The organism is Citrobacter sp. Cpo071 (assembly GCF_030332765.1).
GTDB classification, from domain to species: Bacteria; Pseudomonadota; Gammaproteobacteria; order Enterobacterales; family Enterobacteriaceae; genus Citrobacter; species Citrobacter portucalensis.
This window is the reverse complement of sequence record NZ_JAOWHE010000065.1, coordinates 1-14,963: the sequence shown is the minus strand read 5'-3', so window position 1 is coordinate 14,963 and position 14,963 is coordinate 1. Positions and strand designations below refer to the sequence as shown.

At 51.8% G+C, this 14,963-nt stretch carries 14 protein-coding genes; 9 read left to right on the top strand and 5 right to left on the bottom strand.

Annotated features, from left to right (window positions below; translation table 11 throughout):
• Positions 1-181: 181 nt before the first annotated feature.
• The 9 genes from proV (at position 182) to emrB (ending at position 9,664) form a co-directional block, all read left to right on the top strand.
• A complete protein-coding gene (gene proV, locus OGY09_RS03210; RefSeq protein WP_003825980.1) occupies positions 182-1,384 on the top strand; it encodes a glycine betaine/L-proline ABC transporter ATP-binding protein ProV in 1,203 nt (400 codons plus the stop codon).
• Positions 1,377-2,441 (top strand): glycine betaine/L-proline ABC transporter permease ProW, encoded by a 1,065-nt coding sequence (gene proW / locus OGY09_RS03205; protein WP_032944705.1) that lies wholly within the window; start codon positions 1,377-1,379, stop codon positions 2,439-2,441. Before proV ends, proW begins: the two co-directional genes overlap by 8 nt.
• Positions 2,442-2,630: 189 nt before the next feature.
• The gene (gene proX / locus OGY09_RS03200; RefSeq protein ID WP_003825976.1) at positions 2,631-3,626 is read left to right on the top strand and encodes a glycine betaine/L-proline ABC transporter substrate-binding protein ProX; all 996 of its coding nucleotides are present in this window, start codon (positions 2,631-2,633) and stop codon (positions 3,624-3,626) included.
• 190 nt (positions 3,627-3,816) lie between these two features.
• Positions 3,817-5,001 (top strand): MFS transporter, encoded by a 1,185-nt coding sequence (locus tag OGY09_RS03195; RefSeq protein ID WP_032944707.1) that lies wholly within the window; start codon positions 3,817-3,819, stop codon positions 4,999-5,001.
• Between the two features lie 122 nt (positions 5,002-5,123).
• A complete protein-coding gene (locus tag OGY09_RS03190) occupies positions 5,124-5,861 on the top strand; it encodes an AzlC family ABC transporter permease (RefSeq protein ID WP_032944708.1) in 738 nt (245 codons plus the stop codon).
• Positions 5,851-6,186, top strand: coding sequence for an L-valine transporter subunit YgaH (gene ygaH, locus OGY09_RS03185; RefSeq protein WP_003825969.1), 336 nt, complete (start codon positions 5,851-5,853; stop codon positions 6,184-6,186). The genes OGY09_RS03190 and ygaH overlap by 11 nt, the downstream gene beginning before the upstream one ends.
• A gap of 90 nt (positions 6,187-6,276) precedes the next feature.
• Entirely contained in the window at positions 6,277-6,807 is a 531-nt protein-coding gene (gene emrR / locus OGY09_RS03180; protein ID WP_003037300.1) for a multidrug efflux transporter EmrAB transcriptional repressor EmrR, read from the top strand.
• Positions 6,808-6,936: 129 nt separating this feature from the next.
• Positions 6,937-8,109 (top strand): multidrug efflux MFS transporter periplasmic adaptor subunit EmrA, encoded by a 1,173-nt coding sequence (emrA, locus tag OGY09_RS03175; RefSeq protein WP_003825968.1) that lies wholly within the window; start codon positions 6,937-6,939, stop codon positions 8,107-8,109.
• A gap of 16 nt (positions 8,110-8,125) precedes the next feature.
• Positions 8,126-9,664, top strand: a complete 1,539-nt coding sequence (gene emrB, locus OGY09_RS03170; protein WP_003825966.1) for a multidrug efflux MFS transporter permease subunit EmrB — start codon at positions 8,126-8,128, stop codon at positions 9,662-9,664.
• Between the two features lie 48 nt (positions 9,665-9,712).
• Here the strand turns inward: emrB and OGY09_RS03165 are convergent, their stop codons facing one another.
• From OGY09_RS03165 to yqaB, 5 genes are all read right to left on the bottom strand, one after another.
• The gene (locus OGY09_RS03165) at positions 9,713-11,083 is read right to left on the bottom strand and encodes a carbohydrate porin (protein WP_032945484.1); all 1,371 of its coding nucleotides are present in this window, start codon (positions 11,081-11,083) and stop codon (positions 9,713-9,715) included.
• A 345-nt stretch (positions 11,084-11,428) separates the two neighbouring features.
• Positions 11,429-11,944 carry an S-ribosylhomocysteine lyase gene (gene luxS, locus OGY09_RS03160; RefSeq protein WP_003037312.1) on the bottom strand — a complete coding sequence of 172 codons (516 nt, stop codon included), beginning with the start codon at positions 11,942-11,944 and terminating at the stop codon, positions 11,429-11,431.
• 148 nt (positions 11,945-12,092) lie between these two features.
• Positions 12,093-13,649: a glutamate--cysteine ligase gene (gshA, locus tag OGY09_RS03155; protein WP_032944711.1), complete on the bottom strand. Its 1,557-nt coding sequence runs from the start codon at positions 13,647-13,649 to the stop codon at positions 12,093-12,095.
• A gap of 77 nt (positions 13,650-13,726) precedes the next feature.
• Positions 13,727-14,155 carry a YqaA family protein gene (locus tag OGY09_RS03150; RefSeq protein WP_003825961.1) on the bottom strand — a complete coding sequence of 143 codons (429 nt, stop codon included), beginning with the start codon at positions 14,153-14,155 and terminating at the stop codon, positions 13,727-13,729.
• Positions 14,152-14,718: a fructose-1-phosphate/6-phosphogluconate phosphatase gene (gene yqaB / locus OGY09_RS03145; protein WP_150388443.1), complete on the bottom strand. Its 567-nt coding sequence runs from the start codon at positions 14,716-14,718 to the stop codon at positions 14,152-14,154. The genes OGY09_RS03150 and yqaB overlap by 4 nt, the downstream gene beginning before the upstream one ends.
• Positions 14,719-14,963: the final 245 nt, after the last annotated feature.

Sequence of the window (14,963 nt, the reverse complement as noted above, 5' to 3'; positions counted from 1 at the left end):
GTTCACATTCGCGCTCAGCCCTTATATCACGGGAAGTCCCGCCATCTGGCCTTTGGCAATATTCATGCCACAACCAAATTCAGGGTTGTCTCAGATTCTCAGTATGTTAGGGTAGAAAAAGGTCACTATTTCCATCAGGTAATATATCGATATAAACAAATAACAGGAATCATTCTATTGCATGGCAATTAAATTAGAAGTTAAAAATCTCTATAAGATATTTGGAGAGCATCCCCAGAGAGCCTTCAAATATATTGAAAAAGGACTTTCAAAAGAGCAGATTCTGGATAAAACGGGGCTATCGCTTGGCGTTAAGAACGCCAGTCTGGCCATTGAAGAAGGCGAGATATTTGTCATCATGGGATTATCCGGTTCGGGTAAATCCACAATGGTACGCCTTCTCAATCGCCTGATTGAACCCACCCGCGGACAGGTATTGATTGACGGCGTAGACATCGCCCGGATATCCGATGCTGAGCTTCGCGAGGTGCGCAGAAAAAAGATTGCGATGGTGTTCCAGTCCTTTGCCCTGATGCCGCACATGACGGTTCTCGACAATACGGCATTCGGCATGGAATTAGCCGGTGTTGGTGCGGATGAACGTCGTGAAAAAGCGTTAGATGCACTGCGTCAGGTTGGCCTGGAGAATTATGCTCACGGCTACCCGGATGAACTTTCCGGGGGGATGCGCCAGCGTGTAGGCCTCGCCCGCGCATTAGCCATTAACCCTGACATCTTATTAATGGATGAGGCCTTCTCAGCCCTCGATCCATTAATTCGTACTGAGATGCAGGATGAACTGGTAAAACTACAGGCGAAGCATCAACGCACCGTGGTCTTTATATCGCATGACCTCGACGAAGCCATGCGTATTGGCGACAGAATTGCCATTATGCAAAACGGTGAAGTGGTCCAGGTCGGCACGCCAGATGAAATCCTGAATAATCCGGCCAATGATTATGTACGCACCTTCTTCCGTGGTGTCGATATTAGCCAGGTCTTTAGCGCGAAAGATATTTCACGCCGTAGTCCCGAAGGTTTGATTCGTAAAAACCCCGGGGTGGGTCCACGTTCTGCGCTGCAATTATTGCAGGACAAAGATCGCGAATATGGTTACGTGATCGAACGCGGCAATAAATTCGTTGGCGTTGTCTCTATCGACTCATTAAAAACAGCGTTAAGTCAGGCGCAAGGTATTGAAGCGGCATTGATCGATGAGCCGTTAGCCGTAGATGCACAAACCCCTCTCAGCGAGTTGCTTTCTCATGTCGGTCAGGCCCCGTGCGCGGTGCCGGTTGTAGATGAGGAACAGCAGTATGTGGGCGTCATTTCAAAACGCATGCTGTTACAGGCTTTAGATCGTGAGGGGGTAAACAATGGCTGATCAAACTAATCCGTGGGACACCACACCAGCGGCCGACAGTGCCGCACAAAATGCTGATGCCTGGAGTACGCCATCAGGCGCACCCACTGACGGTGGTGGCGCGGACTGGCTGACCAGCGCACCCGCGCCGGCACCAGAGCATTTCAATATTATGGATCCGTTCCATAAAACGCTGATCCCGCTTGACAGTTGGGTCACAGAGGGGATCGACTGGGTCGTTACCCATTTCCGTCCGGTCTTCCAGGGCATTCGTGTCCCGGTGGATTACATTCTCAACGGCTTTCAACAGCTGCTGTTAGGTATGCCAGCGCCCGTGGCGATTATCCTGTTCGCGCTGATTGCCTGGCAGATTTCCGGCGTGGGGATGGGCGTTGCGACGCTGATTTCCTTGATTGCTATCGGTGCCATCGGCGCGTGGTCGCAGGCCATGATAACCCTGGCGCTGGTGTTGACCGCGCTGCTGTTCTGCGTGGTGATCGGTCTGCCGATGGGGATCTGGTTGGCGCGCAGTCCACGAGCAGCAAAAATTGTTCGCCCGCTGCTGGACGCCATGCAAACCACGCCCGCGTTTGTCTATCTGGTGCCGATTGTCATGCTGTTTGGTATTGGTAACGTCCCGGGCGTAGTGGTGACGATTATCTTCGCCCTGCCGCCAATCGTGCGTCTGACTATTCTGGGGATTAACCAGGTGCCAGCCGATCTGATTGAAGCTTCGCGCTCGTTTGGTGCCAGCCCGCGTCAGATGCTGTTTAAAGTGCAGCTCCCGCTGGCAATGCCCACCATTATGGCCGGGGTTAACCAGACGCTGATGCTGGCGCTCTCAATGGTCGTCATCGCGTCGATGATTGCCGTCGGCGGACTGGGCCAGATGGTTCTGCGCGGAATCGGTCGTCTGGATATGGGGCTTGCCACCGTCGGCGGGGTTGGGATTGTGATCCTCGCTATCATTCTCGACCGCCTGACGCAGGCCGTCGGTCGCGACTCGCGTAGTCGTGGCAACCGTCGCTGGTACACCACCGGTCCCGTTGGGCTTATCACTCGCCCTTTCACGAAGTAATTCACCCGTTGCCCGGTGGCGCATTGCTTACCGGGCCTACAATTCATTAACTTGCACAAAATCATTCAAGTTGCATCGCGGCGGCAAACGAATGTATCCCCAGGAGCGTACAAGTAGTACGTGACTGGAGTGCATGAGTGCAGCCAACAAAGAGGCAGCTTGAAGGATGAAGTGTAATAAGGAACAACGATGCGACAGAAAGTAATTATTGCCACAGCGTTTGCCACCCTTGTCTCCACCAGCACTTTCGCTGCCGACCTGCCGGGCAAAGGCATCACCGTACAGCCAATCCAGAGCACTATCTCTGAAGAATCCTTCCAGACGCAGTTAGTCGCCCGTGCGCTGGAGAAACTGGGTTACACCGTTAACAAAACCAGCGAAGTTGACTACAACGTCGGCTATACCTCCATTGCCTCTGGCGATGCAACTTTTACCGCCGTGAACTGGCAGCCGCTGCATGATGATATGTACGCCGCTGCGGGCGGAGACAAAAAGTTTTATCGCGAGGGGGTATTCGTTACGGGTGCCGCGCAGGGTTATCTGATCGACAAGAAAACCGCTGAGCAGTATAAAATCACCAATATCGCCCAGTTAAAAGATCCGAAGATCGCCAAAATCTTTGACACCAACGGTGACGGAAAAGCCGATATGATGGGCTGTTCACCGGGCTGGGGCTGTGAAGCAGTAATCAACCACCAGAACAAAGCTTTCGATCTGGAAAAAACCGTCGAGGTCAGCCACGGTAACTATGCGGCGATGATGGCCGACACCATTACCCGCTTCAAAGAAGGTAAACCCATTCTTTACTACACCTGGACACCGTACTGGGTGAGCGACGTAATGAAACCAGGTAAAGATGTGGTCTGGCTGCAGGTGCCGTTCTCTTCCCTGCCAGGCGAGCAGAAAGATATTGATACCAAACTGCCAAACGGCGCCAACTACGGCTTCCCGGTGAACACTATGCATATTGTCGCCAATAAAGCCTGGGCGGAGAAAAACCCGGCTGCGGCGAAACTGTTTGCCATCATGAAGCTGCCGCTGGCGGATATCAACGCGCAGAACGCAATGATGCACGACGGGAAAGCGTCTGAAGCCGACGTACAGGGTCACGTTGACGGCTGGATTAAAGCCCACCAGCAGCAGTTTGACGGCTGGGTGAACGAAGCGCTGGCCGCGCAGAAATAACCCACTCGCAGGCCTGATGAGTGTAGCGCCATCAGGCCTGTAACCGCATAAATGCCGGATGGTGGCGCGATGCACCTAATCCGGCCTATCCTCCTTCCCCCAATCGCACAATCCATCACTCAACAAATCAGCAACATTTAATCACTTCCGTTATGATTGTTTTCTGCAACCCATTACTCAGTTGAAAACAATGACGAAAACTACTCAGGGACTTAGCCCTTCGCTGATCCTGTTAATGTCTATTGCCACCGGCCTCGCCGTCGCCAGTAACTATTATGCGCAGCCGCTGCTCGACACCATCGCGCGCAACTTTTCGCTATCTGCCAGTACCGCAGGGTTTATCGTCACTGCGGCCCAACTCGGCTACGCTGCCGGCCTGCTGTTCTTAGTGCCGCTTGGCGATATGTTTGAACGTCGGATGCTGATTGTCTCCATGACATTGCTCGCGGCTGGCGGCATGCTGATCACCGCCAGCAGCCAGTCGCTGGGTATGCTGATTCTCGGTACTGCCCTGACCGGACTGTTCTCGGTAGTGGCACAGATTTTGGTTCCGCTGGCGGCAACGCTTGCCACACCGGACAAGCGCGGGAAGGTTGTCGGCACGATTATGAGCGGCCTGCTGCTGGGTATTCTGCTGGCGCGCACCGTGGCGGGATTACTGGCGAATCTTGGCGGCTGGCGCACCGTATTTTGGGTCGCATCAGTATTAATGGCGCTGATGGCGGTTGCTCTGTGGCGCGGCCTGCCGAAGATGAAATCCGATACTCATCTTAACTATCCTCAGCTGTTAGGCTCGGTATTCAGCCTGTTTATTCACGATAAATTGCTGCGTACCCGCGCGATGCTGGGCTGCCTGACTTTTGCCAATTTCAGTATCCTGTGGACCTCGATGGCGTTTTTGCTCGCCGCGCCGCCGTTTAACTATTCGGAAGGAATGATTGGTCTGTTCGGTCTGGCGGGTGCCGCAGGGGCGTTAGGTGCACGTCCTGCGGGCGGTTTTGCCGATAAAGGTAAATCCCACCTGACCACAACCATGGGGCTGCTATTACTGCTGCTCTCCTGGCTTGCTATTTGGCTTGGGCACGCTTCCGTCCCCATGCTGATTATCGGTATTCTGGTGTTGGACCTCACCGTTCAGGGAGTACACATCACCAACCAGACGGTTATCTATCGCATTCATCCGGATGCGCGTAATCGCCTGACCGCCGGATACATGACCAGCTATTTTATTGGCGGAGCGGCAGGTTCGCTAATTTCAGCCTCTGCCTGGCAGCATGCCGGGTGGGCTGGCGTTTGTCTGGCGGGTACGACCGTTGCCGTACTCAACCTGGTGGTCTGGTGGCGAGGTTTTCACCGTCAGGAAGCCGTAAATTAAGCGTATAGCGCATGTTTACCGCTGATTGGGCTCCACAGGGTGTTAAGGAGCCCATCAGTCTGCTAAGGTTATAACTCATTGAACCAAGTTATATTAATTTCGGTAATGAAACCTATAACCCTATGGAAAGCCCTGTACCCCAGTCTGAATCCTGTTCGGCAACGTTAACGGAAGGATTCAAAGACAGCCTGCCAATAGTCATCAGCTATATTCCGGTCGCTTTTGCATTTGGTCTCAATGCCACTCGCCTTGGCTTTACGCCGGTTGAAAGCGTCTTTTTCTCCTGCATTATCTATGCGGGAGCCAGCCAGTTTGTCATTACCACCATGCTCGCTGCGGGCAGTTCGCTGTGGGTCGCCGCCCTTACCGTCATGGCCATGGATGTCCGTCATGTTTTGTACGGCCCTTCCCTGCGCAGCCGAATAGCCCAGCGACTGAGTAAACCCAAAAGTGCACTGTGGGCTTTTGGCCTTACCGATGAAGTCTTTGCCGCTGCAACGGCAAAACTGGTCCGGGATAATCGGCGCTGGAGTGAAAACTGGATGATCGGCATCGCACTGTGCTCCTGGGCCTCCTGGGTGTTTGGTACGGTGATCGGCGCGTTTTCCGGCAGTGGTTTACTCAAGGATTACCCGGCGGTTGAAGCGGCACTGGGATTCATGCTCCCGGCGCTGTTTATGAGCTTCCTGCTCGCGTCATTCCAACGTAAACAAGCGCTCTGCGTGACTGCCTCCCTGGCTGGGGCGCTGGCTAGCGTCATGCTGTTTTCCATACCTGCCGCTATCCTTGCAGGTATTGTCTGCGGATGCCTGACGGCGCTCATCCAGTCATTTTGGCAGGGAGGTCCTGATGAGCTATGAGGTTCTGCTACTTGGCCTGTTGGTCGGCTGCGTTAATTACTGTTTTCGCTATTTGCCACTCCGTCTTGGGGTAGGCAATGTTCGCCCGACGAAGCGCGGAGCGACGGGCATACTACTCGACACTATTGGCATTGCATCTATTTGCGCCCTGCTGGTGGTGTCTACCGCACCAGAAGTTATGCACGACGCTCGTCGGTTCGTGCCTACGCTGGTGGGGTTTGTCATACTGGGCGCAAGCTTCTATAAGACCCGCAGCATCATCATTCCAACGTTACTGAGTGCTCTGGGCTATGGATTAGCCTGGAAAATGCTTGTTGGCTTATAGATAAAAACAATCATTTTAAAGAAATAATACATTTACTTTATTTGTCACTGTCGTTACTATATCGGCTGAAATTAATGAGGTTATACCCAAATGGATAGTTCGTTTACGCCCATTGAACAAATGCTAAAATTTCGCGCCAGCCGCTACGAAGAGTTCCCTTATCAGGAAGTGCTTCTGACTCGCCTCTGTATGCACATGCAGGGCAAGTTGCTGGAAAACCGCAATAAGATGCTGAAAGCTCAAGGGATTAACGAGACATTGTTTATGGCGTTGATTACGCTGGAGTCTCAGGAAAACCACAGTATTCAGCCTTCTGAACTGAGTTGCGCGCTTGGCTCGTCACGCACTAACGCTACCCGCATTGCGGATGAGTTAGAAAAACGTGGCTGGATCGAACGTCGTGAAAGCGATAACGATCGCCGCTGTCTGCATCTGCAATTGACCGAGAAAGGCCATGCTTTTTTGCAAGAGGTGTTACCGCCTCAGCATAACTGCCTGCATCAGCTCTGGTCGTCTCTTAGCACCACCGAAAAAGATCAGCTTGAGCAAATTACCCGTAAACTTCTGACCCGTCTTGATCAGATGGAGCAGGATGGCGCGGTGTTAGAAGCGCTGCGCTAACGCGCTGACTCGCTCAGAAATCCAGATTTATAAATGAAAAAACCGACAGGCCAGCACGCATACTGCTGGCCTGTCTGATAAACAGGTCGGCTCAGCCGATGTGAAAAAAATAAGATCGTGGAGAACAACATGAGCGCAAATGCGGAGACTCAAACCCCGCAGCAACCGGTCAAGAAGAATGGCAAACGTAAAAGTATGCTACTCCTTCTGACCTTGCTCTTTATTATCATTGCCGTGGCATATGGGATTTATTGGTTTTTAGTACTTCGTCATGTCGAAGAGACAGACGATGCGTACGTGGCAGGGAACCAGGTTCAAATCATGGCTCAGGTATCAGGCAGCGTGACGAAAGTCTGGGCTGATAACACTGACTTTGTAAAACAAGGCGATGTGCTGGTCACCCTCGACCAGACAGACGCAAAGCAGGCATTTGAAAAAGCCAAAACTGCGCTGGCTTCCAGCGTGCGTCAGACGCACCAGTTGATGATCAACAGCAAGCAGTTACAGGCAAGCATTGAAGTGCAGAAAACCGCACTGGCGCAGGCACAAAGCGACTTTAATCGCCGAGTCCCGCTGGGCAATGCCAACCTGATTGGCCGCGAAGAGCTGCAACACGCTCGTGATGCCGTCGCCAGCGCTCAGGCCCAGCTTGATGTCGCGATCCAACAATATAATGCTAACCAGGCGATGATTCTGGGTAGCAAGCTGGAAGATCAGCCCGCTGTGCAACAGGCTGCCACCGAAGTGCGCAATGCCTGGCTGGCGCTGGAACGTACCAGAATTGTCAGCCCAATGACCGGTTATGTATCCCGTCGCGCCGTACAGCCTGGTGCACAAATTAGCCCAACCACGCCGCTGATGGCGGTTGTTCCGGCCACTAACCTGTGGGTAGATGCCAACTTCAAAGAAACACAGCTCGCACACATGCGTATCGGCCAACCGGCGACCGTTATCAGCGATATTTACGGCGATGACGTAAAATATACCGGTAAAGTTGTCGGTCTCGATATGGGTACGGGCAGCGCCTTCTCCCTGCTGCCGGCGCAAAACGCAACCGGCAACTGGATCAAAGTCGTCCAGCGTCTGCCGGTACGTATCGAACTGGATGCGCAGCAACTGGCACAGCATCCATTACGTATTGGTTTGTCTACGCTGGTTACGGTAGATACCTCAAATCGTGACGGACAAATTCTGGCAAGCCAGGTTCGTACCACGCCGGTATCAGAAAGTAATGCACGTGAAATCAACCTTGCTCCGGTCAATAAGATGATCGAAGAGATCGTGCGGGCCAACGCGGGCTAATTCAAAGGTGCGTGTGATGCAACAGCAAAAACCGCTGGAAGGCGCGCAGCTCGTCATTATGACGATCGCGCTGTCCCTGGCGACATTCATGCAGGTGCTGGACTCCACCATTGCTAACGTGGCGATCCCCACTATCGCCGGGAACCTCGGCTCTTCACTGAGCCAGGGAACCTGGGTGATCACCTCATTCGGGGTGGCGAACGCTATCTCTATTCCGATCACCGGCTGGCTGGCAAAACGCTTTGGCGAAGTAAGACTCTTTATGTGGTCAACTATCGCCTTCGTCATTGCGTCATGGGCATGCGGGATGTCCACCAGCCTGAACATGCTGATTTTCTTCCGCGTAATCCAGGGTATTGTCGCCGGTCCATTAATTCCGCTGTCACAGAGCCTGTTGCTGAATAACTATCCACCCGCCAAGCGTTCCATCGCCCTCGCGCTATGGTCGATGACGGTGATTGTTGCCCCGATATGTGGTCCTATTCTTGGGGGCTATATCAGCGACAACTATCACTGGGGGTGGATATTTTTTATCAACGTGCCAATCGGGGCTGTGGTGGTATTGATGACCCTGCAAACCCTGCGCGGTCGGGAAACCAAAACCGAGCAGCGGCGCATTGACGCCATTGGTCTGGCACTGCTGGTCATCGGTATCGGCAGTTTGCAGATTATGCTAGACCGCGGCAAAGAGCTGGACTGGTTCGCCTCGCAGGAGATTATCATCCTGACGGTGGTCGCCGTTGTCGCTATCAGCTTCCTGATCGTCTGGGAGCTTACCGACGAGCACCCCATTGTCGATCTCTCGCTGTTTAAGTCGCGCAACTTTACCATCGGCTGTCTGTGTATCAGTCTGGCCTATATGCTCTACTTCGGCGCAATCGTCCTGCTGCCGCAGCTGTTGCAGGAGGTATACGGCTATACGGCAACCTGGGCTGGTCTGGCGTCAGCGCCGGTTGGGGTGATTCCGGTGATCCTGTCTCCGATTATCGGCCGCTTCGCGCATAAGCTGGATATGCGTCGGTTGGTAACGTTCAGTTTTATTATGTACGCCGTCTGTTTCTACTGGCGTGCGTGGACGTTCGAGCCGGGTATGGACTTTGGCGCATCGGCCTGGCCGCAGTTTATTCAGGGGTTCGCGGTAGCCTGCTTCTTTATGCCGCTAACCACCATTACGTTGTCCGGCTTACCGCCAGAGCGTCTGGCGGCGGCATCCAGCTTGTCGAACTTTACGCGAACGCTGGCAGGTTCCATTGGCACATCGATTACGACGACAATGTGGACAAACCGCGAGTCGCTGCATCATGCGCAGCTAACGGAATCTGTTAACCCCTACAACCCAAATGCACAGGCTATGTACGATAAGCTGCAAGATTTAGGGATGACGCACCAGCAGGCTTCAGGTTGGATAGCTCAGCAGATCACCAATCAGGGGCTGATTATTTCCGCTAACGAAATCTTCTGGATGTCGGCGGGGATCTTCCTGGTCCTGCTTGGCCTGGTGTGGTTCGCCAAACCGCCCTTCGGTGCGGGCGGTGGCGGCGGTGGCGCACACTAACTATCTGATAAAAGGGATCTGCGGATCCCTTTTTTATTAGACCTACAATCAGAAGTAATATTTGAATCTCAGACGCCCGCCGTAACGCGCATCTTCGCTGTTATCACCATTATTCGGATTGGCCTCTACCCATGAAGCATAGGCACCGAGGTAGATGTTAAAGTTTTTCATATCCATCACATTGGGGAATAAATATGAGGCATGAATAGTGTGAATGTCATAATTGCCGGGATCGGTGAGCCAGCAATCGTCCTCACAAACGGCATCGATATTGGTAGCATTGAAGGCTTCGATTTTGTTATGCGCATAGATATAACCCAGTTCAAATCGATGCCACAACGCATTCACCCCAGCGGTAAAATCTGTCTCATCGGTCGCATCCATATAGGCGGTATTCAGGTTAATCACTGCGCCATCTTCCGGGTCCGTTTTTTGACCATTCCAGGTCATGGTAAAACCATAGCCCGTACGATCTGACTGATCGATCCACGTCCCATTTTGGTAATAACCGTAGGCGTTGTTAACGACGTTACTTTCCATCGCTATCGCCGTTGAAAAACGCCCGTTTTGCCAGGCGATAACCGGACGGACGTAAACCACGTTTTTATCGTTGGTTAAATCCATTCCGTGGTACTGCTTCTCGGTATATAACGTACTGCCATTTTCCAGCAATGTGTTAACTTCGAAATACCAGTTGTCGATGGTTTTGCTCAGCAGGAAGTTACCCCCGCTATCGCTACGTCCCCGTCCTTCTTTCATCATATAGATATAGCCGTAACCGTCACTGTAGAGATCGTTCGCTGTATTCCCCGAATATTCAACAAACGTATCCTGATTCAGCGGGAACATATCGTAGGCTTCAAAACGACCAACCTTAATTTTCCAGTCATTCTCACGACCAAAGAAGAAAACGGCATCATCGAGGTTCATTTTTCCGGTCAGGTCCGCCAGAGGCTGTACCGAGAACCCTGCAAAATTACCGTTGTCCCGCCGCTGGTAGCCATCAAAGCCCAGCAACAGGCGTCCGTTAATATCCCAGCGTTCATTGGTTCCTGGTGCCCAATCTTTATTCGCTGACGTTCTCGTCGATGTCAGGCTACCGGAACGGCTTGCCGCATCCATATTAAATTCGACATCGCCATAGAACTTAATATCGCTGAAGCCAGATAATGTCAGCTTAGGCGGAGTTTCACCTGCTGCAATCGGTTCGGCAGACTGGACATTCACCGTCGGCGTAGCGGCGACCTGCTGCTGCTTCAGCGAGCGAATTTGCGCCTCAGCATCGGATGCCCGTTTTTCGGCATTAACAACACGTTGCTCCAGTTCAGCCAGACGCTGCTCAATAGTGATATTATTTGCTGCCCAAAGGTTATGAGAAAAGCAAGCACCGATCATCAGCGCCAAATATTTAGCCTTCATTTTCATCCCTAAAGTTTAATGTATACCAGATAAGATTTGATAAAAACCCTATCTACCGGCTATTAAAAGAGTCTTGTTATTACCCGGATATCTGGCGCATTCCATTATGTTTTTCTATTAATTATTTATGTTTTTTAGTTTATGTGATCAATACACTCTGGCATCGTTAATTATCCACCGCTTTCTGCTTGCCAGATCACATTTTATTATTTAACAGGTCAGGCATCATTTAAATTAAAATATATTCTCGCCGCAAATATAATAAACACACATTATATTAAGCAATAAAAAACCCCGGACATAAACCGGGGTTAATTTAAATACTGGAACAGCTAATCAATAAGACTAAATATGCAGTTCCTGCAGTTTCTCTTTCGGTAGCGCCAGCTCTTCATTGCTGTTCACGCGTACATCACGCTCCAGAATATGACGCGCGATATCCTGTGCTTCGCTAAGAGAGTGCATCTGATACGTACCGCACTGGTAAACGTTCAGCTCCGGGATCTGGTTCTGATCCTGTACTTTCAGCACGTCCGCCATTGCCGCTTTCCACGCGTCGGCTACGCGCTGTTCGTCCGGCGTACCAATCAGGCTCATGTAGAAGCCGGTACGGCATCCCATCGGAGAGATATCGATAATCTCAACGCCGTTACCGTTAAGGTGGTTACGCATAAAACCTGCAAACAGGTGTTCCAGCGTATGGATACCTTTCTCAGGCATCACTTCTTTGTTCGGAATGCAGAAACGCAGATCAAACACGGTGATTGCGTCGCCATGCGGGGTGTTCATCGTTTTTGCAACCCGGACCGCGGGAGCTTCCATCCGGGTGTGATCGACAGTAAAACTATCTAACAACGGCATTTAGCCACCTCCGATAAATTTTTAAAAATAATCTGAACTCTTTGTTCCGGGGCGAGTCTGAGTATATGAAAGACGCGCATTTGTTATCATCATCCCTGTTTTCAGAGATGAAATTTTGGCCACTCCCGAGTGGCCTTTTTCTTTTGTATCAAGCGTGCTTTTCCAGCCACACGCTAAACGGCTCAGTATCAGCCGCTTCGATCTCCTGCTGACGACGCTTTGAAGCCTCGGTTTCAGCAATAAATTCAGCTTCCTGCACTATTTCTAACGGCTCTTCACGCAGCAGATTTCGGTAAGCCTCACCCAACGCTTTGCCCGTGCCGCCAATGCCTTCATCAATCATAGACCGTAGGATCCGGGCAGAGAAAGTCAGTTCAGGATTGTCAAAACAGGCAACCAGTTCATCACAGACCTTCTGATACTCCTCTCCCCCATCGATGCTGTCCAGCGTTTGTGCCACGCGTTTCAGATCGCGGAACAAATCTTTCCCAACCTTCGGCAGCGGGAACTGGGCTGTTTCACAGCCAATACCTAACGTCAGCCCAGGCTTACGCCCTTCGAGAATCACGCGATTCCAGTTTTTACGCGTACACAGCAATTCATCGCTGCTCATTTCCGGGGCATCAGCCAGCGCACACCAGACCATAAACAGATCGAGGAAGCGCACCTGCTGCTCATCCACGCCGATAGGCGAGAACGGGTTGATATCCAGCGAGCGTACTTCGATGTACTCGATACCGCCACGCAGAAGCGCATCTGATGGCGTTTCTCCACGACGAGTGACGCGTTTCGGGCGAATAGGCGCATACAGCTCATTTTCAATCTGCAGAACATTGCTGTTAATTTGCAGACGCTTACCGTCTTTCTCCAGACCGATCGCCGCGTACTCCTCGGAAGGCGTCTTAATCGCGCGCTTTAATCCTGCCACATACTCATGCAAATCGTTAAACGTAATTCCGAGATTGCTTTGCGACTTATTGGTATAGCCCAAATCACTCAGACGCAGCGACGTTGCGTACGGCAGGTAATACATCCCACAGTCGGTTTTTTCAAACGGCAGAGTTGTTGGTTTTCCTTGCAGGAATGAGGAACAAATGGCCGGGGAGGCACCAAACAAATACGGAATCACCCAACCAAAACGGTAGTAGTTGCGGATCAGACGGAAGTAGCCCGCGGAGATTTTCTCTTTTGCATCCTCACCTTCGGTTACACCGCATTTCGCCTGCCAGAAAGCCATAGGCAGCGAGAAGTTGTAGTGTACGCCCGAGATTGTCTGCATCAACGCGCCATAGCGGTTTTTGAGGCCTTCACGGTACAGCGTCTTCAGGCGACCGGTATTCGACGTACCATACTGTGCCAGTTCGATATCCTGACCTTCGGCAATATAGCAAGGCATGCTCAACGGCCACATACGCTCGTCGCCAAGGTTTCTGGCGGTATAACGATGTAAGTCGCGCATGAACGTGAGCATTTTCTCAATGTCGTCACCGGGTGGAGTAATGAACTCCAGCAATGCTTCGGCAAAGTCAGTGGTTATCCACTTATGCGTTAGCGCTGAGCCTAACACCTCAGGATGGCCTGTTGTTGCTAATGACCCATCTGCATTAACACGCAGCGTTTCGCGCTCCAGACCACGTTGAATCCCCTTTAACGCCTGAGGATGGTTTTCCAGCCAGGCCAGCGCCTGTGATACGTCCGGGATCAAATTGACCTCCCGCCTGTCAAAATCGTTTTAATTAGCATAATGGTATTGGTTACCCTGAAGGCTATCCCACAACACAATTAGTGCCACCACATAATGCCTTGTGTCGTAACCGCTGCGACAACAACATAGCGCAGCGCCTTGCCAAGGCATAAGAAAAAGAGAACTGGGCCCCACGAGATGCGCATCCACCCGGCTAACAGGCACAGCAAATCCCCCACAACCGGCATCCAGCTTAATAATAGTGTGACAGCGCCATAGCGCCGCAACCAGCCTGTGGCTTTTTCTTGCCAGCGCGATGTTTTACGCAATGGAAAGAAACGCCCAAGGATAACGTTAGTTAACCCTCCAAGGCTATTACCCATTGTTGCTGTTAAGACTAAGACCCAGGGATGACTGACCCCGGAAACCAACAAAGCAACCAGAACAACTTCAGAATTGCCGGGTAATAGCGTGGCACTGAGAAAACTGCTGGCAAACAGTGACAGGAGCGACAGTCCATCACTCACAATAACCGGACATCCACGGCATCCATTCCCGCGGCATGCGCCGCCTGTATTCCAAAATCGGCATCTTCAAACACGACGCAACGAGCCGGAACAACCCCCATACGTTCGGCACAAAGCAAAAACGTATCAGGAGCCGGTTTATGGTGTTGTACGTGATCTGCTGCGACTACAGCATCAAAATAGCGACGCAGACCAAGGTGAGCGAGCAGCGCTTCTGCAATTGCGCTTTCACTACCCGTACCTACCGACATAGGACGACGACCATGCCAGGCTTTCACGACATCAACCAACGGCAAAGGCTGGACGCTATCCAGCAGCATGCTTCTCACCTTGTCGGTTTTTTCACGTGCCAGTGCATGAGGATCAAGATCGGCATGGTTCAATTCAATTACCGACTGCGCAATACGCCACGTTGGGGAGCCATTGAGGGCGACCATGGCATGTTCATCAAACCGTAGTCCATAATGCACCAATACCTCATGCCACGCCTTACGATGCGTAGGCTCGGTATCCAGGATGGTACCATCCATATCAAAAATCAAACCCGCATAACGTTCGTACATCGTCTTCTCACAAGCCGAGTGACCAGACGTTATTTTATCGTAATTGATTGATTTTGTCGCTGACAGCGAATTGAGGGGTGTTCAGAGAGTATGTGGAAATGATTTGAGGGGGAGATGGTGCTGCCGATTATCTCGCAGACCATGAAAAAACAGTTTCGCTGTTATCTCGGAGAAGATGGTGCATCCGGGAGGATTCGAACCTCCGACCGCTCGGTTCGTAGCCGAGTACTCTATCCAGCTGAGCT